Here is a 22,966-nt window from a genome sequence, read left to right as displayed (position 1 = left end):
GCAGATAGGCCCACGAAAGTGGGCTTTTCTGTGATCGCGCTGTGTAAAATCTCGTGTATCACTACACTGTTAAAACTCCAGATTTCACGTAGCGTTGTCTCTATGCTGAACGGTTTTATAACGTGTCCGAGCTTGATATTATAACAATACTCATTGAAAGCAGGTTTATCCCTATGCATCTTCTATATCAGCCATTGCTGAAACATCCCCGGATCTCTGATAGCAGTAATTATCTGAACGAGTAATTACTGCCACGAAAAATCGTTCCGTGGCTCTTATTAATAGAAGGATGAGTCATGAAAGAAAAGCATTGGTCAAAACTGGAATATCTACACCTGACCGTAAAGAATCCCAACATTTTAGTTAGCGGCACTCACAGTTATTACAGTGACTGCTGGGACAATGGATTTGAGAAGTCGGTTGTTCGATATTTACACGGCGATAGGATTAGCCAAAGCTGGGAGCCGCTAGGCAAGATCGATAAACTCAGAATCGGAGATTATGTTTGCATTGGTGCTGAGTCCGTTATTTTAATGGGCGGTAATCATAATCACTGCATGGATTTTATTAGTCTTTATCCCTTTATGGAGACAATAACGGATACATATCGTCATCGCGGTGACACGGTTCTTAACGATGGTTGTTGGCTGGGAATGCGTTGCATGATTATGCCTGGCGTTACCGTAGGCGAGGGTGCCATCATCGCGGCTGGAAGTATCGTGACGAAAGATGTGCCAGACTATGCGGTTGTCGGGGGTAATCCCGCCAAAATACTTAAATACCGGTTCTCTGAATCCGATATTGGTAGAATTCTAGCGTTAAATATTTACGACAGATCTGAAGACGAGCTTGAAAGCGTCAGAACCTTGCTAAGCTCGAATGATTTAGATGCGCTGGAGTTTGCACTGCGGGCGTCTGCAAACCCATAAGTACAATTAAGCTTGGAAAAGACAATAAGTGAGTGCTTTGAGTCTTTCCGAGCTTTTCTGACAAAATCTGACGGGCAAAATTCTACGTTTTAAATCTCAGACTTCACGTAGCGCAATCACAAAGAGGTGACCGAGCGTTGGTGATAACAGCGCAACGCAAAGAATGCATATCATTACCGATGTTGGCATGTTACCGATACATAATCATTCATCACGCATGATGACTCAGGATAGACTGACAGGGGAAAGGGATGGAAAGGCACTCAGCGTAGGTTTTCGCTCCATTGACTTAATTTAACATAATATACATTATGCGAACCAAGCAACATGTGTGCGTTAAGCTGTGGGCATTGCAGCAATTGGTTCGCATAACAGTTGAAATGTCTTGCGGCCTTTTACTGGAGCTACAGGTCGTCTGGTTGTTTTTCTTCGGGACCTGATTTAAATGAAACGATTAATACTGGCTTTGGCTACAACTACATGCCTGACCTTTTCTGCGCTAGCACTGGCAGACAACATTGTTTGTCGTGATGGCTGGAGTATTGAGCGACACGTTACGGGATTTACTGATAGTGGATTTTTGAGCTATGGAAAAGACGCTGGCATTATAAAGCTGTTCCATCGGGGCAAGCTGATTTCTCAGAAGCGCATTCAAGATATTCAACAGTCTGTTTATCAGACCAATGGCAGCCCACTTGTTAATTATGAATTTGATATTAACAAGGACAGTTTCTACATCCTCGCAATGGATATGAGCACTCAGGGAGTGTCGGGCGGCGAGCCAACCATAACCCTCTGGGGTGGTGATGCAATGGGACTTGAATGTATTTTGCAGGGAGGTGCCGAATGAAACAGTTAACCGCCCTTCCCTTGATTATATCAGCACTTGGCTTGTTGCTTTCAAATCCATCAGTGGCGATAACCTCATCACAGATGCAAATAAGAATTAGCGCAATATGCAATTTGCATGCAAATATCTCAAGAGTAGCCAACCCTGATGTCGTATATGAAATGTGTATTAATGGAGCCAGAGATTCAATACAGAAAAGCAACTCTATTTGTGAAAAAAAGAAATCGAAATTCAGTACGCAGGCAAACGCATTACATGGAATGGAGCGAGCTGAATACATTGAAATTGCTCAGGCATATAGCGCAGGCTGCGATGCTGGAATGCCAGTATCTAAAACCAACAATAATATAAAACAAAACTCATCAACGGATGAAATAAAGCAAAGAGAGGAAATACAAAAATATCGCAATGAAATATCTAACGCATTCGACTCTAGATTGGTTAGAGTGCCTAATTCAACTGGAAAGAGTTGCTCAATAAATGTATGGATATCTCAAAAAGGAGAGGTATTATCAACAAAAATTAAATCTGGTGATAATAGCGCGTGCTCTTTCGCTTTAAGTAAAACCAAAGACATAAAGCTTAGCCCGATGAGTGATAATCTGTATAAATTATTTAGAAATACAACCATTGATTTCAATCTTTAAAAATAGTTACTAATTTACTTACATGAGTCTTCACTTTAGTGGAGGCTCTCTTTTATTTTAATTTATTCTTTTTAATTTATTCTTTGTCAACTCAAGCCGTATGGCTCTCCTGCGGAGGGCTTAAAAGATTTAAAAGAAATGAAGTTCCTAATAGTACAGATGACTGATTAAGATAAAACAATAGAGGATACAATATATATAACATCAACCCCGCAAACCGTTCGGCGATGCTATCATGGATTTTTAATTCTGTAAATATATTATATTCGTTTTTTTATTTACCCACCCTATCGGGTGAATACAACACGGCACCTCATTAGAATAAAGCTCGCATAATCCCCCATAGGCCACGAACGCCACAATAGCGATGCAGATGGGTAGGTAGTATTCAGGACCTCACATAAGCAAGCACAGAGAATCATTGGTCACTATGCACTCACAAATGCAGATACTGTATAAATAAACAGTTGTGAGTATGCCAAAATAATAGCGCCGCAGTCACTGTTTAAGCCCCCTTTCCTGCTTCATTTATGACGCTACATCACCCACTGAACGCATTAATGGGCTAATTGATAGGTTTGCATGTGCCTGCTCAGTAATGCCTTAGAGGTCTTCTGGCGGACTGTAACAATTTTCGTCACAACTCATCGTCTGATAAATTTTATATTTTTATTTTTTGAATTTATTCTTAAATTTAATCCATGCCTCCACTACCAGAGCCTGCCTGAAAGATAGCGAAATGAAAAAGAGGACCCGCCCTGATTCTTTTTCCCCTTTACCATCATTCAGGAAATATTACCGTGGATAAATATAAAAGAAAAACTCGTAATAATCGTTACCATCAGAACTACACACACTCCGCCCTTTATCCTGGAGCGACATTTACAACTAAAAATGATGGGGAATGCTCCGTCCTTGGTCGTTCGGAAGATAACCAGAGACGTGGTTATTATGTCGTTGAATTTAAGGACAGTGGCGTTATAAAGGAAGCCTATGGTTCTCATATAAAATCAGGCGCTATTTCTGATGAGGTATTTCCTGCATCAGAAGAAGAACGACAAATATTGTTAATGAAACCTCGTTATTATAATGTGGGTTACATTGGCAATGGAAAACATTCTACTATTGAGAATGTCAAAACTCATCAGCGAACGAGAGCATTCATTCTCTGGCATAACATGTTGGCAAGATGCTACACGATAAACAGCGAAGGAAAACCATTTTTTAAAGGTTATAAAGGCGTGAAGGTCTGCGAACGATGGCATGACTTCCAGAATTTCTGCAATGACCTCCCTGCACTTCATGGTTATGCTCTGTGGAAAAATAATCCCGGAGGATATGAACTGGATAAAGACTATTTTCATCGGCGAATTTATTCTCCCGATACCGTTTCATTTATCAGCACCTCTGATAATGCACATGAAGCTGGATTGAGGGCATCTGCAATGAGGATTCCCGGTGAGAAATACCATGAAATAAACAAGATGCGAGAAGATTTACTACAGGAGGCTGAGGATGCAATAAAGGAAAACGGAATAAAATATGATGTTGTTCTTCATGGCAATATGTACGTGATTATTACTGAAAGCCCTTATGGAACGGTGGCATTCTATCCACTGACGCATAAAATCCAGCGAAATGGTTACATGACAGAAGGCGATGCCTCAGTATATGTTTCCTACCTTCACTGGCTCAGGAGTCGGTGGGAAAGCAGAAACCCTTCCATAGACTGCATTGCTGTAAGCTCATGAAGATGCTATAAAATACACGTATAGAAATTAATGATTTACAATCATCTGATAGTTCCGGGATGAAGGCTAAATGTCCGCACTTCGTGCAGCCATTTAACATGTTCAATACATTATGCGAACCAAGCAACATGTGTGCGTTAAGCTGTGGGCATTGCAGCAATTGGTTCGCATAACAGTTGAAATGTCTTGCGGCCTTTTACTGGAGCTACAGGTCGTCTGGTTGTTTTTCTTCGGGACCTGATTTAAATGAAACGATTAATACTGGCTTTGGCTACAACTACATGCCTGACCTTTTCTGCGCTAGCACTGGCAGACAACATTGTTTGTCGTGATGGCTGGAGTATTGAGCGACACGTTACGGGATTTACTGATAGTGGATTTTTGAGCTATGGAAAAGACGCTGGCATTATAAAGCTGTTCCATCGGGGCAAGCTGATTTCTCAGAAGCGCATTCAAGATATTCAACAGTCTGTTTATCAGACCAATGGCAGCCCACTTGTTAATTATGAATTTGATATTAACAAGGACAGTTTCTACATCCTCGCAATGGATATGAGCACTCAGGGAGTGTCGGGCGGCGAGCCAACCATAACCCTCTGGGGTGGTGATGCAATGGGACTTGAATGTATTTTGCAGGGAGGTGCCGAATGAAACAGTTAACCGCCCTTCCCTTGATTATATCAGCACTTGGCTTGTTGCTTTCAAATCCATCAGTGGCGATAACCTCATCACAGATGCAAATAAGAATTAGCGCAATATGCAATTTGCATGCAAATATCTCAAGAGTAGCCAACCCTGATGTCGTATATGAAATGTGTATTAATGGAGCCAGAGATTCAATACAGAAAAGCAACTCTATTTGTGAAAAAAAGAAATCGAAATTCAGTACGCAGGCAAACGCATTACATGGAATGGAGCGAGCTGAATACATTGAAATTGCTCAGGCATATAGCGCAGGCTGCGATGCTGGAATGCCAGTATCTAAAACCAACAATAATATAAAACAAAACTCATCAACGGATGAAATAAAGCAAAGAGAGGAAATACAAAAATATCGCAATGAAATATCTAACGCATTCGACTCTAGATTGGTTAGAGTGCCTAATTCAACTGGAAAGAGTTGCTCAATAAATGTATGGATATCTCAAAAAGGAGAGGTATTATCAACAAAAATTAAATCTGGTGATAATAGCGCGTGCTCTTTCGCTTTAAGTAAAACCAAAGACATAAAGCTTAGCCCGATGAGTGATAATCTGTATAAATTATTTAGAAATACAACCATTGATTTCAATCTTTAAAAATAGTTACTAATTTACTTACATGAGTCTTCACTTTAGTGGAGGCTCTCTTTTATTTTAATTTATTCTTTTTAATTTATTCTTTGTCAACTCAAGCCGTATGGCTCTCCTGCGGAGGGCTTAAAAGATTTAAAAGAAATGAAGTTCCTAATAGTACAGATGACTGATTAAGATAAAACAATAGAGGATACAATATATATAACATCAACCCCGCAAACCGTTCGGCGATGCTATCATGGATTTTTAATTCTGTAAATATATTATATTCGTTTTTTTATTTACCCACCCTATCGGGTGAATACAACACGGCACCTCATTAGAATAAAGCTCGCATAATCCCCCATAGGCCACGAACGCCACAATAGCGATGCAGATGGGTAGGTAGTATTCAGGACCTCACATAAGCAAGCACAGAGAATCATTGGTCACTATGCACTCACAAATGCAGATACTGTATAAATAAACAGTTGTGAGTATGCCAAAATAATAGCGCCGCAGTCACTGTTTAAGCCCCCTTTCCTGCTTCATTTATGACGCTACATCACCCACTGAACGCATTAATGGGCTAATTGATAGGTTTGCATGTGCCTGCTCAGTAATGCCTTAGAGGTCTTCTGGCGGACTGTAACAATTTTCGTCACAACTCATCGTCTGATAAATTTTATATTTTTATTTTTTGAATTTATTCTTAAATTTAATCCATGCCTCCACTACCAGAGCCTGCCTGAAAGATAGCGAAATGAAAAAGAGGACCCGCCCTGATTCTTTTTCCCCTTTACCATCATTCAGGAAATATTACCGTGGATAAATATAAAAGAAAAACTCGTAATAATCGTTACCATCAGAACTACACACACTCCGCCCTTTATCCTGGAGCGACATTTACAACTAAAAATGATGGGGAATGCTCCGTCCTTGGTCGTTCGGAAGATAACCAGAGACGTGGTTATTATGTCGTTGAATTTAAGGACAGTGGCGTTATAAAGGAAGCCTATGGTTCTCATATAAAATCAGGCGCTATTTCTGATGAGGTATTTCCTGCATCAGAAGAAGAACGACAAATATTGTTAATGAAACCTCGTTATTATAATGTGGGTTACATTGGCAATGGAAAACATTCTACTATTGAGAATGTCAAAACTCATCAGCGAACGAGAGCATTCATTCTCTGGCATAACATGTTGGCAAGATGCTACACGATAAACAGCGAAGGAAAACCATTTTTTAAAGGTTATAAAGGCGTGAAGGTCTGCGAACGATGGCATGACTTCCAGAATTTCTGCAATGACCTCCCTGCACTTCATGGTTATGCTCTGTGGAAAAATAATCCCGGAGGATATGAACTGGATAAAGACTATTTTCATCGGCGAATTTATTCTCCCGATACCGTTTCATTTATCAGCACCTCTGATAATGCACATGAAGCTGGATTGAGGGCATCTGCAATGAGGATTCCCGGTGAGAAATACCATGAAATAAACAAGATGCGAGAAGATTTACTACAGGAGGCTGAGGATGCAATAAAGGAAAACGGAATAAAATATGATGTTGTTCTTCATGGCAATATGTACGTGATTATTACTGAAAGCCCTTATGGAACGGTGGCATTCTATCCACTGACGCATAAAATCCAGCGAAATGGTTACATGACAGAAGGCGATGCCTCAGTATATGTTTCCTACCTTCACTGGCTCAGGAGTCGGTGGGAAAGCAGAAACCCTTCCATAGACTGCATTGCTGTAAGCTCATGAAGATGCTATAAAATACACGTATAGAAATTAATGATTTACAATCATCTGATAGTTCCGGGATGAAGGCTAAATGTCCGCACTTCGTGCAGCCATTTAACATGTTCAATACATTATGCGAACCAAGGTGTCATTAGATGGAATTTACAGATTTTTAGTCATGGTTACCATGCTGACGTTCCTCCTAGCCAGTCCGTCAAACTCTAGACTAGACATGTCGGTTTTGCATCTTTGTTCTTCCAGGCTTAAGCGATTCTGGCTCCAGTTATCTTTCGCGCGTTAAAGTCTTACTGCTGCATTCACTGCTTTCACATTGTAGCCTCAGATTTTTGCTTGATTGATTCGCGCCGAAAAGGCCCATCATTGGTTCCTGATGTTCTCTGTAACGGTCGGCAAGGTATCATTTGGCTCCATGGCGTCTTTATGTCTTCTCCCTACTCAACCCACGTATCATCAAATCTCCTCTGCTGTTTAGTAAACATAACGCGAGTGTTATGACAGTTTTCACAAAAGTATTATTCAGTTATTTATGTATTCGCTTTCTGCTTGCTTGGAATATATATCCCTTATAGATTGCTGTTTAGGGAATCAGGAACATGGCCAGAAAGAAGTAAATAAGAGGATAGATTTAATGGCAAATATTCGCGATGTTGCTCGGCTAGCCAAAGTATCTATCAGCAGTGTATCTAATGTGCTGAATAATAGAGTTAGTCAAATGAGCACAGAAACATTGTTACGCATAGAACAAGCAATACGCGATCTCAACTATCGTCCAGTAAGGAGCCTGCCATCGGCTGGCGATGAAAAAAATAAGATTTTTGGATTACTGGTACCCTCTATTGTTAATCCAAGTTTTTCTGCATTAGCTCATGAAGTGGATTTAGCCGCTAGAGTATTTCGTTATCGAGTATTGTTGGGAAACTCTTACCGCCAAGAGGACGAGGAGCGTGCATTCATTGAGGATATGTTTTCACACGGTGTACGCGGGATCATTGTTGCAGCAAGTGACATCAGGAAGACTCATTTTATTCGCGCCGCTGAAAAAGGAATGGTTATTGTCAGCTATGATAATCATTCTCCTGATGGCATATCTAACCATGCCCATATTTTTGATAGCGTTTCAATGAATAACATTGAAGCAGGTCGTTTAGCCACACGCCATCTCGCTGAGCGCGGCTGCAAAAATATATTTTTTGCCACAGAGACGACGCTGACACTAAGCCGTAGCCATAAGATTGATGGATTTCTGTCTGAGCTACGTCAGCAAAACTTGCCGTTTCAGTCTCGGATTATTGAAGGTAAAGCCAGCAGCGAGTATGGCGATACTGAGATGTTTGAGCTGGGATTAATATTGGCACCTAGGATCCTCAAGCTTCCTATACTGCCTGACGGAATTGTAGCAATTAATGATGCTTTGGGAATCGGATTGATGGTCGGTTTGCAAGCTGCGGGTATACGTATTCCAGACGATATATCATTGGTTGGCATCGATAATATTTCGTTATCTAACCTTAGCTCCCCTGCTCTAACGTCCGTTATGCCCCCGCTTGCAGAAATGGCACAGCGAATGGTGGGACGACTGATAAATAGAATTGCCGAGCCTTCATTACCGATCAGAGAATATCTTTTTACTCCAATGCTCATCAATAGAAAATCGGTAAGACCGCTAACTAGCTAAATAACCAAATAACGTAGTCATATATTAAATTAGTTTTCTTTCTTAGCGATGAGTTCATTGCCTAAATATCTTTTAATAAAAATTAGAGGAGCAACACTATGAGTGCAAAAAAAACATCATCAGACTGTCATATAATATCGGAAAAACCACATAAAAATCACCAACTATGGATATTAATGGGCGTGTCTGGTTGTGGAAAATCCGCAGTTGCGCAGAGACTATCATCTGCATTGAATATTCCATCTCTTGATGGTGATTTTCTTCATCCCCGCCATAATGTGGATAAAATGGCGAATGGCCAAGCGCTTGATGATGATGATCGCTTACCTTGGCTACAGGCGTTAAATCAGGCCGCTTATGCCATGTTGCGCACGAACCAGAATTCATTGATGGTCTGCTCTGCCCTTAAGAAAAAATACAGGGATATACTGCGACAAAATAACTCGGGGATACATTTTATTTTCCTCAGCGGTAGTAAGGATGTTGTCAAAGAACGACTTCTGAAGCGTAAGGGACATTTTTTTAAAGATACAATGCTGGACTCACAATTTAATACCCTAGAAACTCCTGATGTTGATGAGAAAGATATTATTACAGTTGATATTAATCACAGATTAGATTCAGTGGTTTCTGAGTGTATTAGACAAATAAATATAACCAATCGTTAATTGCAGCGAAAATTAAAAAATACATTAGCAACTTGCTAATGCTAGCCCATTGGAAATATCCATTATGAATAAAAGAACTCCGCAGGATATTGAACGTAGTGCAATAAAAAAACTTACACTACACATTGTCCCATTAATGATATTGCTCTATTTTTTAGCTTTTCTTGACCGTAATAATATGGCCTATGCTGCTATGGCATTAGAGGACAGCCTTGGTTTAACAGCATCTGCCTTTGGATTCGCCTCAGGTATTTTCTTTATTGGCTATTTTATGTTTGAAATACCAAGCAATGCAGGAACCATAAAATTTGGTCCACGTATATGGTTTGCGAGGATCTTAATTTCATGGGGGGTGTTTGCAACTTTGCTTGGTTTTGTTAGAACACCAATGGAATTATATATCTGTCGCTTCATGCTTGGCGTCTGTGAGGCCGGTTTTTTCCCTTCAGTAGTCTATTATTTTACAGTATTTTTCCCACAAAAGTATCGCACAAGAATTTTAGGTATGTTTATTATTGTACAACCTCTCTCTAATGCGATCGGCTCTCCTATTTCTGGTTTTATTCTGAATATAGATCAAGGCTGGTTTGGTTTGGAACCATGGCAATTACTGTTTATCATAGAAGGTATTCCGCCAATTATTATTGGATTGCTAATTCCTTTTATTATCAAAAACTCTCCAAAGGAAGTAAATTATTTAGATATTGAAGAAAAGGCGTGGTTGATGAGTAGCACCGAGCGCTCCAAATCGGGGTCAAAAATTACGCTGTCTGATTTCTTTAATGGAATTAAAAATCGTAAGTATCTACTGTATGCAATGCTGAATTTCGGCATGGTGTGTGGGATTTATGGTTTTGGCATGTGGCTTCCCTCGATCATCACTGCTATCTCAGGCGACGATATCTTTAAAGTCAGTCTGATGGCCCTAATTCCTTATGGTCTTGCAGCATTATTAGTCTATCCCTGGAGCCTGTTGGCAAGTAAAACTCGAAAAATCGGCGTGTTTGCCGGTATCAGCATGGTTGTTGCGGCGATGGGCTTAGTGGGCGCTGTGATCTTCTTTAAATACAACGTGTTTGTCTCACTATCGTTTCTATGTATTGCCGCTATCGGAATATATACCTCCGTTCCCCCATTTTTATCTATGCCGGCCAATATTTCGTCAGGCGCAGCAGCGGCAGCCGGATTAGCCGTCGTAAGTTGTATCGGTAATATCGGCGGTTTTGTTGCCCCCCTATGTGGTTGGCGTACTCAACGATATGACTCATAGCAGCATGCCAGGTCTCATCTTTTTATCTTTATGCCTATTGGTTACCGGTCTCATTTGCATTTTTTACTGCGCCAAACAGCGTGAAGGCGTTATTCAATCCGAATCCTTTTCAGGAAAAAACTAACACACGAGGTATCAATTATGGGAACTCTAGCAGGTAAAAAAGTCTTTATTACAGGTGCAGAACAAGGGATTGGGCGAGCTACAGCTGAACAATTAATTCGATCCGGCTGCGATATTTATCTCCACTACCATAGCGGTGAAGAAGGTCCTAAAGCGTTGGCGGAGTTAGCTCATTCATTGGGGCAAAAAGCTGCCTATGGTTATGCTGACCTGATTAATTCTGAGGAGGCCGAGCATTGTGTTAACACTGCAGCCGAATTTTTGGGAGGAATTGATATATTAATCAATAATGTTGGGGGAATAGTAGGCCGTAAATGGTTAGGTGAAATTGATCATCAATTCTGGCAGACCGTTCTCGATGTGAATATGACAACGATGCTTAATGTGACACAAACTGCGCTACCTTTCTTAAAATCATCGGCTGATGGCGCTAGCATTGTCAATCTGGCTTCCTTAGCTGGTCGTTCTGGCGGACATTCAGGGTCTCTAGTTTATTCCACGACGAAAGGCGCTGTACTGACTTGGACTCGCTCTTTAGCAGCAGAACTCGGCGAACATGGCATTAGAGTAAATGCCGTCGCCCCCGGTTTGATTCTCGGTACGCGTTTTCACAATCGTCATACCACCCAAGAGTCAGCAGAACAGACGATTCAGGCCATTCCCCTTGGTAGAGCGGGAACACCTGAAGATGTTGCTCGAGTTATTAGCTTCCTTGCCGCTGAATATGATGGTTTTATTTCTGGCGCGACTATCGATATAAACGGTGGGATTTACCGTATGTAATTCACTTACAGGCAGCCGTCAATTTGCGACTGCCTTTATTCATCCGAGAATAATTATGATTAAATCAGAACTCATTCACCCTGAGCTGCTATGCTCGCTCGCTAAATGTGGCCATAAAACACAGGTGCTGATTGCTGATAGCAACTACTCAGTCATCACGAACGCTCCTCGTCAGGCAACGGTTATTTATTTAAATCTAACACCGGGAGTTATACCTGCAACATTAATTCTAGAAAAGGTCCTTACCAGTATTAATGTTGAAAAAGCAGTTTTAATGGCTTATCCCTCTGACTTTATAAATACGATTGAATCTGAATATCGGCAGATACTTCCAGAAAACTGTCCGATAGAATACTTGCCGCGTCAAGATTTCTATAATCAAGTCAAATCTGATCAAACATTATTAGTGATTGCATCAGGAGAGCAACGTCGATTTGGTAATCTACTTCTTACCATAGCCCCAGTTTTATAATGTTATTCGCGTTGAAGAAATAATAATACAAAGGGATGTATAAAGCCGAAGTAAGGTAACTCACACATCCCTTTATCACACTACATAATAGACAAAACAACAACATTCTGTACTTTTCGCCAAGAGCATCGCTACTTGAGATATTTATTGATAAGACTAAACACTGTCCATCACCACAAAACGAAGGTCGTGGCAAAAAGTAGTGTATTGCTCATCTGACAATGCTTGCTTACTGCTAAGTACGATTAATTGATGATCACTCATTTCTGCATGATAGCTCGGATGATGATGTACAAAGTCATTTTGAATAAATCCTAAGCTTTGATAAAAGCGCAGTCGGCGATGAGCAATCTCCGAGGTTAGAGGATCAATTTCCAACACCGTTTGCGGGTGATGAGCTAAGAAATGTTCGAGTATTTGTTTACCAAATCCTCGCGAACGAACGCTAGGATCAATTGCTAGATGTTCAATGTATGCATAGTGCTTAAACATCCAGTAGCCGATAAAGCCGACGAACGTGTTGTCGAATTCCCATGCCTCTAGGTGATATGCAGGATTGGCCAAAGCCGAGTGTTTCGCCCTTTCCTCTCGTTTTTCATGATAAGGAAATGCGTTTGCATAAAGATGATCTGTCAACGTATAGAGTTTTTCATCCATGTTTGTTATACGCGTAATGCTAAACATCTCTATCTCTCAGGTTTATGTAGGATGGATTAACTATAACAGGATGGATAATAATGAAAATACGCGGCAGATGTTTTGCGGGTGTATCGACTATTTATGAGCGACAATTTGATGACTTTAGAAGTAAAAATCCACCGGCAATCTCCGCGTCGTGTTACGCAAAGCTTGCTCGGTGGATCTGTGACATACCAGCGTTCAAATTCCAATCAACTTAAACGCTCTAAACGCTCTAAACGCTCGGCGTTATGCCGCTTGATTCTTGTCCTTCATATTACGTAAGAAGCCTTTTATCAAAACAATCGCTGCACCAATCAGTCCGCCAAGTAAAACAGACAGAATCAGAATGAGTGCTCTCTTTGGTGCATCTTTGATCATAGGTAGCGAAGGCTTCTGCGAGTACGAGAATGCCTCAAACTTATCATTGCCCGTATCGCTTAGCTTAATTTTCTGCAATGCTTGCAACGTTTCACGATTGGAGTAATAGCTATCGCTTAAATATAATGGCCAGCTTGACTCGTTATTTATTAAAGTCTTGAGAGCAGATTCTCCGAGCATGAATAGCATATCATCAGACAGTCCGTTCACTTCTTTAACCGCTACATTTTTGGTATCAGTCGCTTCAGCAACTTTTAGTGCTTCTGTTAATGCCGTCAGGCGACGATTTTTCTTCGCTTCGGCAGTTTGAAGTTGGGCATCGAGTGAGGTGTTAATGGCATCCATTCTCACCTGTAGCGCTTTACTTGCATTAGAATAAAAACTGCTAGATGTTTCCTTATTGACCTTGCTCAGCACCGCTAACAGTGATTTTTGAGCTTCTTCTGGCGTCTCTGCGCTGAAGCTTACGGTGAAGGAGTCTTTGCTGCCCGAATTTGTCGGTTTAATATCTAACGGTTTTTCAGGCATAAAGGCTAAAGTTTCCGCCGACATACGTGATACGAAATTAGCAAATACATCATTGCTAATATCCTTGCTATTTGAAGGGTCAATAACAGCAACCGCCGTTGGGTAGTCGGCTAACTGACCTAACTGTGGAGGCGTTATTATCGCTGTCGACGTCCATTGCTCTTTTGCGATGACGATGTATCCGATAGCTAAAACAATAGCAATACATACGGCGGCAATGATGGTCTTCTTTCCATTCCATAGCTGTAGCAGCAGATCGAGCAGATCAATCTCATCGCTGTTGTTTTTTTGCTCAAAACTCATAGGATTTCCCATACATATTATTAATTGTTCTAGCTAATATTTGTTCTTTTACCGAATAATATACCGCCATTGCTAATAGCTGGCGGTTGATATATCGCGTACGAATATGACCGCTGATAGTACTAAATACCTTATCGATACTCAATCGGACAAAACTCTGTTGAGCCTTTATTTCATCTAAGATTTTTCCGTATTTGTAAGTATAGGTAGCCATTATTTTTCTACTACCTGCAATGGCAATTTAACGTGCTTCTGGTAGATTGAATGGACTGGATTTTAGGCTAACTTAACGAGGCAATTTGAAATGAATATATTTGTAACCGGTGCTACTGCAGGATTCGGTGAAGCTATCACGCGCAAATTTATCAAAAATGGACATCATGTCATTGCGACCGGTCGCCGTTTGGAACGCCTCGAAAAGCTCAAAGATGAACTGGGTGATGCACTAACAATCCTGCAGTTAGACGTACGGAATCGTGCGGCCATCCAACAAGCGCTGGAAAGCCTCCCTGTCGAGAAACGTCGCATTGATGTCTTGGTCAATAACGCTGGATTAGCGCTGGGGCTAGAGCCTGCGCATAAAGCAAATATTGATGACTGGGATACGATGATTGACACAAATGCTAAAGGTTTAGTCAATATGACCCGGGCAATCCTACCTGATATGGTTGAGCGTAACGTTGGACACATCATCAATATCGGTTCAACGGCAGCGAATTGGCCTTACGCTGGAGGGAATGTTTACGGCGCCACCAAAGCATTTGTAAAACAATTTAGTTTGGGTCTACGCGCTGATTTACACGGAACTCGAGTGCGCGTTAGCGATATTGAACCCGGTCTTGTTGGCGGCACTGAGTTCTCAAACGTGCGTTTCAAAGGTGACAATGAGCGTGTTGGTAAAACCTATGAAAACGCCAATGCCCTAAGCGCTGTAGATATTGCAGAAGCCGTATATTGGGTTGCGACGCTGCCAGCACATGTCAACATCAACACCATTGAAATGATGCCAGTGAGTCAGTCCTTCGCCCCGCTCTCTGTTCACCGCGGTTAAGTATCAGATAACAAGCTAAACTTTTGCATTGAACGCCTTTACCAATCGTTGAAGTTTAGCTTTATCTGCCCTCTCTCTTTTGACTAAACCACACCGCAACCAGCCTTGATACAAACTATCAGCGAAACTGATCGGGTGTTATAGTGGCTCTATATTGCGTGTGATGATCGAGAAAATCGGTCATGGAAAAATGAGGATAACTACGTGAAACTAAAAAAATTACAGGTGGTCGCTCGTTGGATGCCTTTAGCTGCAGCCCTCATTATGGGCGGCTGGCAAGCATCAGCTTTGGCTGACTCTTGTGCATCAGGCAGCACGTGTGTATTCGGCTCAAGCGGCGGTCAAGATAACTCGCTGACGAAGGAAGATGCGCGCCAGCAAAAAGAGCAATGGGATGATACTCGCTCTTTGCGCAATAAGGTGAATACACGCGTTGAGAAACAGTTCGATAAATTCGATAAAGCGGTTGATTTGCAGGATGCATGTGAGAAAAGCCTTAACGTCAACGCATACTGGGAGCCCAACACCCAACGTTGCCTAGATAGAAATACTGGTCGCCCGCTTAATCCATAAGCGTTGAAGTCGAGTCTACCCTTAGGAAACTTGGAGGAATTTCATGAAGAAATCATTGATTGGCATCATGCTGTTAGGCGCGATTCCATTGGCTGCTCAAGCATCCTGTGAAACGGTCAAAGCAGATATTAGCCAAAAGATTATCAATAATGGCGTACCCGAGTCAGGCTTTACGCTGGATATTGTGCCAAACGATCAGGCGGAATCTAGCGGTGGACAGGTTGTCGGCCATTGCGAAAATGACACGCAAAAGATTATTTATCAGCGTATCAATGGCAACGAAGATGAGAGCACGGCTACCCCTGCTGCACACTGATCTCGATGAAGAACTTAATGCTAAAAGGCTGCTTATCGCAGCCTTTTTTACATCTAACACTCACTCTCCAGCTCTACATTTGGCGCACTTTGTGGTTTTAATTTTGCGGGAATAAGCCAGGCGGTAATGAGCGCAAAAAGTGAAAGTATCGCAGCAGCCATGAAAACCCAATGAAGTGATGCGGCTACTTGTTCTGTTAGATGCTGCATTGCGGGGTCAGTAATAAAACCCTCTCTATGTAGGCTCATTAATTTCTGTACTGGATCGTGAATATCTGGCAATCGCCAGTCGAGATTCAAGTTTAACGTTGCACCAAGAACCGCGGTGCCTAGCGCTGAACCCAGCATTCGAGTAAACACCGTTGAGGCTGTAGCAATACCCCGCATGGTTGGCGGCGCAATATTTTGCACCGAAACCAAAAATGTAGTGTTAGTCATACCCATACCGCAGCCGATAATAAAGGCGGCAATACGCCCCCACAGTAGACCGCTATCAGGCTGCTGCATCAGTAACACAAGGCTTCCGGTAATTAATAATATGCTGCCAAATAACGCCGTTGCTCGATAAGAGGTACGTAGCATCATGCGGCCGCTCAGCGCACTGGCGATCGGCCATCCAATTGACATCATGGCCAGAGTCGTTCCCGCTTGCAGTGGTGTGCCGCCCATGACACCTTGCACAAAAGTAGGTAAAAACGCAGCAACCCCCATCATCGAGGCTCCCACAACTAAACCACCGATATTGCCTGCCACAATAACTTTATTACGCCATAACTCGAGTGGGAACAGTGGTTCGATTGCTCTTCTCTCTTGGCGTAACAGAAAAAATGATGCAATAGAGGATATCAACAACAATGGCACCACCCAGTATCCCAGAATATCTGCCTGAAGCAGCGCAACTAAAAGCGATGCCACAGCAATGGTTAACCACGCCGTACCCGCGATATCCAACGGATGGACTCGCGGCTGGAGTGTTTCCGGAAAGTAACGCCACAACAGGTACATGGCCGTAAGCCCAATGGGAACGTTAACCCAAAAAACCAAAGCCCAGTTAAAATGCTGTACGATAAAGGCGCCCATCAGCGGACCCACAATCGCGGATACCCCCCACACGCTGGACAGATACCCCTGAATTTTAGGTCGTTCTGCTGGTGAATAAATATCAGCAACGATGGTAAATGCAATTGGCGTGATTGCACCTGCCCCCATGCCCTGTATCGCGCGAAAAACAATCATCCACAGCATGTTGTTGGCAAAACCACATAGCACCGACCCCAGCAAAAACAGCGATGCGCCAATGTAAAACATGCTTTTGCGACCGTAGAGATCGGCCAGACGCCCATAGATCGGAATGGATATCGCCTGAGTCAGCAGATACGCCGCAAACACCCAGCCTAATAGTGAAAAGCCGCCTAAATCACCGATGATGGTTGGCATGGCAGTAGATACAATCGTCACTTCAACCGCAGCCATAAATGTGGCAAGCATGCAGGCTGTTAACACGATACCGCGCTGTCCATGTTGTTGTTCAACCTGTTCCACCATACTGCTGCCTCATCTTAAATAATACGTATAACTAGCCTTTTACAGTAGCATGAATAATGAAAGATGGATGATGAGCGGTGCAAGGATGCGAATGAGATTGCAAAATAAGTCGGGTTTAACTCCACATTGTGACACTGTCACACATCTGTTTTACGGATACCTAAATTCAATTGATTGCTAAATCCTATTCTAACGATAGGCAGCCCCTGCCCATATCATTGATAGTGGTCAATAAAGTGGCAGGTAGCAACCCGCACTATGGGAAGGCCAATTTTGGCCCTCTGAGGATTGCGTCCATCGCAGACGCGCTCCTATTTCATGCTCTGAAATGGAGTTTTAACATGATAAAAATAACCAAAGTTTTAGGGATTGCTGCGACGGTGGGCGTTGTGGGATACCTAGGTCTGGCGGGATACGTTTATTACCATGACAAACAGCGCATCACCATGCCTGAGCAAGCATCGCTCTCAGCGCAGAATGCTGCGGTATTGAAAACGTTGAGTGAGAAAGGCTGCGACTACTGCCATACGCCATCGGCGAAGTTACCGTTTTATTCACAGTTCCCGATTGCGAAGCAATTAATGGAATACGATATAAATCTGGGCTACAAGTCGTTTGATCTCACGCCAATCCGCAACAGCTTGATCCATGATACTCCTCCTCCACAGGGGGATATCGCTAAAGTGGAATGGGTAATGCAACACAATACGATGCCACCCACTCGCTATACCGCTTTGCATTGGGCTGGTTCTCTCAGTGAAGAAGAACGCAAAGGCATTCTAAACTGGGTCAAAGATCAGCGTATTAAATACTACGCTGCCAAAGACATGTCTCCCGCGTTAATGAACGAACCCGTTCAGCCACTGCCACGTACGATCCCTGTTCAAGCTGATAAAGTGGCTTTAGGTTTCCGCTTATATCATGATCCGCGTTTGTCTGGTGATAACTCTATCGCCTGCGTGCATTGTCACCAACTAGGCGCCGGCGGTGTTGATGGACGCCAAACCTCGATTGGCGTCGGCGGTGAAGTGGGCCCCATCAACGCACCAACAGTGTTTAACGCAGTCTTCAACGTTGAACAGTTCTGGGACGGTCGAGCACCTGATTTACAGAAACAAGCGGGAGGCCCACCACTGAATCCAATCGAGATGGCATCTAAGTCTTGGGATGAGATTACGGGCAAACTTAATCAAGATGCGGCGCTAAAACAGCAGTTTACAGCGGTTTATCCTGAAGGCTTTACTGGCGATACCATCACCGATGCGATTGCTGAGTTTGAGAAAACGCTAATCACACCGGATAGCCCATTTGACCGCTATCTTCGCGGTGACGATAAGGCGCTAACGGCTCAACAGCTACACGGTTATCAGCTATTTAAAGATAACAAATGTGCTACCTGCCATACGGGTAAAATTTTGGGAGGCCAGGCGTTTGAGCCACTTGGCTTGAAGCAGGATTTCGCTTTCGGTCATGTGACCAGTGCGGATATTGGTCGTCTGAACGTAACCCAAGGTGAGCGCGATCGTTTCCGTCAGAAAGTGCCGACGCTGCGTAACGTTGCATTAACAGCACCATATTTCCACCGCGGTGACGTTCCAACGCTTGATGAAGCTGTAAAACTGATGCTGAAATATCAGGTAGGTACAACGCTTCCACAGCAAGATGTGAATGATATCGTTGCCTTCCTTGAATCGCTAAATGGGGTTTATACCCCCTATCCCATTCACTAGCCTCTGACTCACTGTGCTGCATGATTGCAGCACAGTTTCTTCCTGTAGATAAAACCCTTAAACTGGCAACACTTTTCTGAATAGCACAGCCGAAATCGCCTGTGCATACTGCGATGGAAACCCACGGCCAATATGACTTCACCACGCATGAAACGTTTGATTCATATGCAACATTATCAACTCATGCTACGCCGTTTGGTTATCTCAATGATCCTCGGTATCGCTGCCGCCACCGTCGTTTGGTTATTTCATCAGTCGATGCTTCAGCTCGAATGGCTGTTTCTCGGCAGTCGCCGCGGAAGTTTAGTGGCCGCTGCTGCCGATCTCCCATTATGGCGGCGCTTGCTAACGCCAGCACTCGGGGGATTAGTCGCCGGTTGTATTTTGTGGCTATTCCAGAAATATCAGCACCAACGCCCTTCAGCCCCCACCGACTATATGGAAGCTTTTGATGCTGGCGACGGCCGTTTAGATGTATCCGCGAGTCTGGTTAAAAGCCTTGCTTCGCTTATCGTGGTTTCCAGCGGCAGTGCTATTGGTCGTGAAGGTGCGATGATCCTGTTAGCCGCCCTGTTTGCTTCGATATTCGCACGCTATTTCACACCGTTTAAAGAGTGGAAATTGTGGGTAGCCTGTGGTGCCGCCGCGGGCATGGCTAGCGCTTATCATGCGCCGTTAGCCGGTAGTCTATTCATCGCTGAGATCCTGTTTGGTTCTCTGATGTTGGCGTCGCTGGGACCCGTGGTGATCTCTGCCGTTAGCGCGTTGTTAATGAGCAATTTGCTTAATGGCGGTCAAGAAACGCTCTATCAGGTACAAATCCTCACTGCGCCGTGGCCTATTCAGTACGTACTTATGGCAACGCTGGGTATTATCGCAGGTTTTACAGGACCACTCTTTTTAATGCTGATGCAATACAGCAGCAATTTCTTCCATCACTTGCGCCTGCCGCCACCGTTGCAACTGGCGCTTGGCGGGTTAATCGTAGGGGGACTATCGATTCTATTTCCAGAGGTCTGGGGGAATGGCTACAGCGTGGTTCAATCACTGTTAACCGCACCACCCGGTGTATTGCTTATTGCAGCCATATTGATCTGTAAGCTGGTGGCAATTTTAGCCAGTAGCGGATCGGGGGCTCCCGGTGGTGTATTCACTCCCACGCTGTTTATTGGCGCCGCACTTGGGGCGTTGGTGGGACAGGTTTGTGCCATTTGGCCTGAGATGGGCCAGCATATTACGTTATTGATGGCGTTAACCGGCATGGCGACGCTGTTGGCAGCAACCACCCATGCGCCGGTGATGTCTGCATTGATGGTGTTTGAGATGACGGGAGAGTATACCCTGCTTCCAGGATTGCTGCTGTCGTGTGTGCTAGCAACGACCCTATCTCGCTGGCTGCGGGCAGGGTCGGTATATCGAAAATAAAAAGCGTTTGTTATTTCAGCGGTGAGAGATCGATATATTTAGAAAGATCTTTCTCTTCAGGTCGGAACAGATAGGGAATCTCTCCTAACTGTGGCCCTGGCAGCTTTTGACGCAGCGCTTCCAGCGTTTCCGCATAATGAGATAGGCCTGGGTTGATTCGGTTAGCAATCCAGCCGGCAAACGGCAGACCATCGTTGATAATCGCTTGGGCAGTGAGGATCGCATGACTAATACAACCCAGCTTAATCCCCACCACTAAAATGACAGGCAATTGCTCTTGCACCACCCATTCAGACAGCGGACGCAAATCTTGCATTAATACACGCCATCCGCCGGTTCCTTCAACGACCAAATGCTCCGCTTTGCTGCTCAGGTTCTGCAAACCGCGGCTCATCAAGCTGTAGTCCAGTGCCTCCCCTGTATATGCGTTAGCAATTTCTTCCTGCAGCGTTATGGGGTTCACTTCGTCGTAGGTCAATGGGATCGAAGAGGATGCCTGCAATGTTAACGCATCTTTATTACGCAGTCCTTGCGGGGTTTCTTCACTACCAACGGCAATAGGTTTATAGCCTAAAGCAGTAGCGCCAGAAGCATGGATGGATTGCAGTAAAGCACGAGAAACGACGGTTTTACCTACTTCAGTGTCAGTTCCTGTGACGAAAACACGCTTTAACATGAATATTACTCCGGAGAAACTCCGACAAAAACACAAAAAAATGGTGAAGTGATAACTCTCCTCCACCGTCAAGAATAGAGAAAAGTCTAGGCGAAGCAGCAAAGCGGCAGCTTGCGTTAGCTCAATATTTTGTTTATCGAGCGGACAAATTCATGAAATATCGCGATTTATACCCCTATGGGGGTATGAAATAGAAAGGCGTTTAGCTGAAGAAATAGGGGCGGAACATCAACCTTGAAGTAACTGAACCAGCAACGAACCGTTATACAGCGCCTCTTTGACCAAAGCCGCAGCGGGCATAGTGCCATTATTACGGAAATGGGTCGCCTCGACGTTCAAGCCATGCGCATAGTACGGTAGAGATTGCTGTTGGATCGCCGCATTAATCGAAGGAAAAAGGATTGCGCTTGCCTGATTGAGCGGTGAACCAATTAAGATCTTGTCTGGGTTAAACAGGTTAACCATGATAGCCAAGATTCGGCCAACGTTATTACCGACGCTGCTAATGATATCTTTAGACAGCTGATCGCCCTGCATCGCGGCCTGACAGATAGCGTCAATGGTAATGGGGCCATTATGTAACAGCGACGAGGGAGAAAGAGGTAAGCGTTGCTGAGCGAGATCCAGAATATGATCAAGCCCTGCGACGGTTTCTAGGCAGCCATGATTCCCGCAGTAACATTGTTTGCCGTATGGATCGACCTGCGTATGGCCAATTTCGACAACGCTATGGCGTCCTCCATTGAGCAAACGCCCATCGGTAATCACCCCCGCGCCAACATCATGGTCGATGACGACCTGCAGCATATTGCCGCAACCTTCCCCCGCACCGAATAAGGATTCGGCCATTGTCCATGCACATATATCATGCTGCAGGAATACCGGTAGTCCTGTATGTTGCTCAAGTTCGGGGCCAAGAGGCATATCACAGACATCTGCATAAAATGGCATGCGATGTACCATGCCTTTGGCAGAATTAATTAACCCCGGAAGCGTTATTGCGATAGCGGTCAAGCGTTCTAATTTATTCTGATGGCGAATAAAAAACTGATCGATTTCATTAATGATTCGTTCAAGAAGCGGCTGTTCGGCCTGAGCAGGGAGATCTATATCGTCTTCCGCAACTAATTTACTGCTTAAGTCACGCAGCGCTAGCGTCATGACGCCATGTCCAACGCGTACACAGAGATAGTGCCAAGCGACCGTATCTAGAATTAACCCCACTGCGGGACGCCCACGGCTACCGAGATCCTGAAATTCAGTTTCCTGCACCAGATGGGCTTCAAGCAGTTCGCGCACAATCTTAGTGATACTGGCAGGGGCTAGCTGGGCGCGTTTTGATAACTCAATGCGTGAAATTTGGCCATGTTGATCAATTAGGCGGTATACCGCCCCTGCATTTATCTGCTTTATTTGATCAATATGACCCGGTTGGCTTTCAGCTATCACCCACCTACTCCTGCTTATTTTTCACGCTTCTAAATAAATATTAATGCTATGGTGTCGGTTTTGTGGAAACGCGTCAACTATTTGATTCGTTATGT

Annotated in this window: 22 protein-coding genes and 1 pseudogene; 17 read left to right on the top strand and 6 right to left on the bottom strand. The window is 43.7% G+C overall.

The annotated features are described in order from the left end of the window. Positions 1-296 precede the first annotated feature (296 nt). From K9N75_RS11645 to K9N75_RS11590, 12 genes and pseudogenes are all read left to right on the top strand, one after another. Entirely contained in the window at positions 297-929 is a 633-nt protein-coding gene (locus tag K9N75_RS11645) for a CatB-related O-acetyltransferase (RefSeq protein WP_064573848.1), read from the top strand. 445 nt (positions 930-1,374) lie between these two features. Continuing rightward, a complete protein-coding gene (locus K9N75_RS11640; protein WP_115348342.1) occupies positions 1,375-1,779 on the top strand; it encodes a hypothetical protein in 405 nt (134 codons plus the stop codon). Continuing rightward, positions 1,776-2,426 (top strand): cell envelope integrity TolA family protein, encoded by a 651-nt coding sequence (locus K9N75_RS11635; RefSeq protein WP_115348343.1) that lies wholly within the window; start codon positions 1,776-1,778, stop codon positions 2,424-2,426. The genes K9N75_RS11640 and K9N75_RS11635 overlap by 4 nt, the downstream gene beginning before the upstream one ends. A gap of 800 nt (positions 2,427-3,226) precedes the next feature. Beyond that, a complete protein-coding gene (locus tag K9N75_RS11630; protein WP_224451624.1) occupies positions 3,227-4,177 on the top strand; it encodes a hypothetical protein in 951 nt (316 codons plus the stop codon). A 246-nt stretch (positions 4,178-4,423) separates the two neighbouring features. Continuing rightward, complete coding sequence (locus K9N75_RS11625; protein ID WP_115348342.1) at positions 4,424-4,828, top strand: hypothetical protein; 405 nt, start codon at positions 4,424-4,426, stop codon at positions 4,826-4,828. Continuing rightward, a complete protein-coding gene (locus K9N75_RS11620; protein WP_115348343.1) occupies positions 4,825-5,475 on the top strand; it encodes a cell envelope integrity TolA family protein in 651 nt (216 codons plus the stop codon). The genes K9N75_RS11625 and K9N75_RS11620 overlap by 4 nt, the downstream gene beginning before the upstream one ends. A gap of 800 nt (positions 5,476-6,275) precedes the next feature. Further along, a complete protein-coding gene (locus tag K9N75_RS11615) occupies positions 6,276-7,226 on the top strand; it encodes a hypothetical protein (RefSeq protein WP_224451624.1) in 951 nt (316 codons plus the stop codon). Positions 7,227-7,854: 628 nt separating this feature from the next. Next, on the top strand, positions 7,855-8,901 hold the full coding sequence (locus tag K9N75_RS11610) for a LacI family DNA-binding transcriptional regulator (protein WP_130974573.1): 1,047 nt from the start codon (positions 7,855-7,857) through the stop codon (positions 8,899-8,901). 98 nt (positions 8,902-8,999) lie between these two features. Next, the gene (locus tag K9N75_RS11605; protein ID WP_130974574.1) at positions 9,000-9,569 is read left to right on the top strand and encodes a gluconokinase; all 570 of its coding nucleotides are present in this window, start codon (positions 9,000-9,002) and stop codon (positions 9,567-9,569) included. Between the two features lie 64 nt (positions 9,570-9,633). After that, positions 9,634-10,963 (top strand): annotated as a pseudogene (locus K9N75_RS11600) (MFS transporter). Between the two features lie 17 nt (positions 10,964-10,980). After that, entirely contained in the window at positions 10,981-11,745 is a 765-nt protein-coding gene (locus K9N75_RS11595) for an SDR family NAD(P)-dependent oxidoreductase (protein ID WP_008813507.1), read from the top strand. 55 nt (positions 11,746-11,800) lie between these two features. Next, complete coding sequence (locus tag K9N75_RS11590; protein ID WP_130974575.1) at positions 11,801-12,217, top strand: RbsD/FucU domain-containing protein; 417 nt, start codon at positions 11,801-11,803, stop codon at positions 12,215-12,217. Between the two features lie 156 nt (positions 12,218-12,373). Here the strand turns inward: K9N75_RS11590 and K9N75_RS11585 are convergent, their stop codons facing one another. The 3 genes from K9N75_RS11585 to K9N75_RS11575 all read right to left on the bottom strand — a co-directional run bounded on the left by K9N75_RS11585 (position 12,374) and on the right by K9N75_RS11575 (position 14,321). Beyond that, positions 12,374-12,901, bottom strand: a complete 528-nt coding sequence (locus tag K9N75_RS11585; RefSeq protein ID WP_130974576.1) for a GNAT family N-acetyltransferase — start codon at positions 12,899-12,901, stop codon at positions 12,374-12,376. Between the two features lie 243 nt (positions 12,902-13,144). Continuing rightward, positions 13,145-14,107: an LPS O-antigen chain length determinant protein WzzB gene (gene wzzB / locus K9N75_RS11580; RefSeq protein ID WP_130974577.1), complete on the bottom strand. Its 963-nt coding sequence runs from the start codon at positions 14,105-14,107 to the stop codon at positions 13,145-13,147. Further along, the gene (locus tag K9N75_RS11575; RefSeq protein ID WP_008813503.1) at positions 14,097-14,321 is read right to left on the bottom strand and encodes a hypothetical protein; all 225 of its coding nucleotides are present in this window, start codon (positions 14,319-14,321) and stop codon (positions 14,097-14,099) included. The genes wzzB and K9N75_RS11575 overlap by 11 nt, the downstream gene beginning before the upstream one ends. A gap of 90 nt (positions 14,322-14,411) precedes the next feature. Between K9N75_RS11575 and ydfG the strand changes: the two genes are divergently transcribed. The 3 genes from ydfG (at position 14,412) to K9N75_RS11560 (ending at position 16,047) form a co-directional block, all read left to right on the top strand. Further along, positions 14,412-15,158, top strand: a complete 747-nt coding sequence (gene ydfG / locus K9N75_RS11570; RefSeq protein WP_008813502.1) for a bifunctional NADP-dependent 3-hydroxy acid dehydrogenase/3-hydroxypropionate dehydrogenase YdfG — start codon at positions 14,412-14,414, stop codon at positions 15,156-15,158. Between the two features lie 240 nt (positions 15,159-15,398). Next, positions 15,399-15,731 carry a DUF1283 family protein gene (locus tag K9N75_RS11565; RefSeq protein ID WP_048797676.1) on the top strand — a complete coding sequence of 111 codons (333 nt, stop codon included), beginning with the start codon at positions 15,399-15,401 and terminating at the stop codon, positions 15,729-15,731. 43 nt (positions 15,732-15,774) lie between these two features. Continuing rightward, entirely contained in the window at positions 15,775-16,047 is a 273-nt protein-coding gene (locus K9N75_RS11560; RefSeq protein WP_008813500.1) for a DUF1161 domain-containing protein, read from the top strand. 53 nt (positions 16,048-16,100) lie between these two features. Here K9N75_RS11560 and K9N75_RS11555 read toward each other — a convergent pair whose 3' ends face one another. Continuing rightward, the gene (locus tag K9N75_RS11555; protein WP_008813499.1) at positions 16,101-17,591 is read right to left on the bottom strand and encodes an MDR family MFS transporter; all 1,491 of its coding nucleotides are present in this window, start codon (positions 17,589-17,591) and stop codon (positions 16,101-16,103) included. Positions 17,592-17,932: 341 nt separating this feature from the next. On the opposite strand from K9N75_RS11555, the gene K9N75_RS11550 reads away from it, so the two are divergent. Together K9N75_RS11550 and clcB are read left to right on the top strand one after the other, a co-directional pair. Continuing rightward, positions 17,933-19,321, top strand: coding sequence for a cytochrome-c peroxidase (locus K9N75_RS11550; RefSeq protein ID WP_008813498.1), 1,389 nt, complete (start codon positions 17,933-17,935; stop codon positions 19,319-19,321). 147 nt (positions 19,322-19,468) lie between these two features. Then, positions 19,469-20,746 carry a voltage-gated ClC-type chloride channel ClcB gene (gene clcB / locus K9N75_RS11545; RefSeq protein ID WP_130974640.1) on the top strand — a complete coding sequence of 426 codons (1,278 nt, stop codon included), beginning with the start codon at positions 19,469-19,471 and terminating at the stop codon, positions 20,744-20,746. A gap of 10 nt (positions 20,747-20,756) precedes the next feature. On the opposite strand, the gene bioD is transcribed toward clcB, so the two are convergent. Both bioD and mlc read right to left on the bottom strand, forming a co-directional pair. Then, positions 20,757-21,422 carry a dethiobiotin synthase gene (gene bioD, locus K9N75_RS11540; protein ID WP_004089733.1) on the bottom strand — a complete coding sequence of 222 codons (666 nt, stop codon included), beginning with the start codon at positions 21,420-21,422 and terminating at the stop codon, positions 20,757-20,759. Positions 21,423-21,650: 228 nt separating this feature from the next. Then, positions 21,651-22,871 (bottom strand): sugar metabolism global transcriptional regulator Mlc, encoded by a 1,221-nt coding sequence (gene mlc / locus K9N75_RS11535; RefSeq protein ID WP_008813487.1) that lies wholly within the window; start codon positions 22,869-22,871, stop codon positions 21,651-21,653. Between the last annotated feature and the right edge of the window lie 95 nt (positions 22,872-22,966).

Origin of the sequence: Hafnia paralvei (genome assembly GCF_020150375.1) — a bacterium.
Classification (GTDB): domain Bacteria; phylum Pseudomonadota; class Gammaproteobacteria; order Enterobacterales; family Enterobacteriaceae; genus Hafnia; species Hafnia paralvei.
This window is presented reverse-complemented; position numbering and strand designations above follow the sequence as displayed.

Coding starts and splice junctions, on each gene's coding strand:
- K9N75_RS11575 (WP_008813503.1), bottom strand. CDS start 14,321: ATGGCTACCTATACTTACAAATACGGAAAAATCTTAGATGAAATAAAG.
- K9N75_RS11550 (WP_008813498.1), top strand. CDS start 17,933: ATGATAAAAATAACCAAAGTTTTAGGGATTGCTGCGACGGTGGGCGTT.
- K9N75_RS11645 (WP_064573848.1), top strand. CDS start 297: ATGAAAGAAAAGCATTGGTCAAAACTGGAATATCTACACCTGACCGTA.
- K9N75_RS11565 (WP_048797676.1), top strand. CDS start 15,399: ATGCCTTTAGCTGCAGCCCTCATTATGGGCGGCTGGCAAGCATCAGCT.
- K9N75_RS11625 (WP_115348342.1), top strand. CDS start 4,424: ATGAAACGATTAATACTGGCTTTGGCTACAACTACATGCCTGACCTTT.
- K9N75_RS11595 (WP_008813507.1), top strand. CDS start 10,981: ATGGGAACTCTAGCAGGTAAAAAAGTCTTTATTACAGGTGCAGAACAA.
- K9N75_RS11605 (WP_130974574.1), top strand. CDS start 9,000: ATGAGTGCAAAAAAAACATCATCAGACTGTCATATAATATCGGAAAAA.
- K9N75_RS11555 (WP_008813499.1), bottom strand. CDS start 17,591: ATGGTGGAACAGGTTGAACAACAACATGGACAGCGCGGTATCGTGTTA.
- ydfG (WP_008813502.1), top strand. CDS start 14,412: ATGAATATATTTGTAACCGGTGCTACTGCAGGATTCGGTGAAGCTATC.
- K9N75_RS11560 (WP_008813500.1), top strand. CDS start 15,775: ATGAAGAAATCATTGATTGGCATCATGCTGTTAGGCGCGATTCCATTG.
- K9N75_RS11635 (WP_115348343.1), top strand. CDS start 1,776: ATGAAACAGTTAACCGCCCTTCCCTTGATTATATCAGCACTTGGCTTG.
- K9N75_RS11610 (WP_130974573.1), top strand. CDS start 7,855: ATGGCAAATATTCGCGATGTTGCTCGGCTAGCCAAAGTATCTATCAGC.
- K9N75_RS11640 (WP_115348342.1), top strand. CDS start 1,375: ATGAAACGATTAATACTGGCTTTGGCTACAACTACATGCCTGACCTTT.
- bioD (WP_004089733.1), bottom strand. CDS start 21,422: ATGTTAAAGCGTGTTTTCGTCACAGGAACTGACACTGAAGTAGGTAAA.
- wzzB (WP_130974577.1), bottom strand. CDS start 14,107: ATGAGTTTTGAGCAAAAAAACAACAGCGATGAGATTGATCTGCTCGAT.
- K9N75_RS11590 (WP_130974575.1), top strand. CDS start 11,801: ATGATTAAATCAGAACTCATTCACCCTGAGCTGCTATGCTCGCTCGCT.
- K9N75_RS11585 (WP_130974576.1), bottom strand. CDS start 12,901: ATGTTTAGCATTACGCGTATAACAAACATGGATGAAAAACTCTATACG.
- clcB (WP_130974640.1), top strand. CDS start 19,469: ATGAAACGTTTGATTCATATGCAACATTATCAACTCATGCTACGCCGT.
- K9N75_RS11620 (WP_115348343.1), top strand. CDS start 4,825: ATGAAACAGTTAACCGCCCTTCCCTTGATTATATCAGCACTTGGCTTG.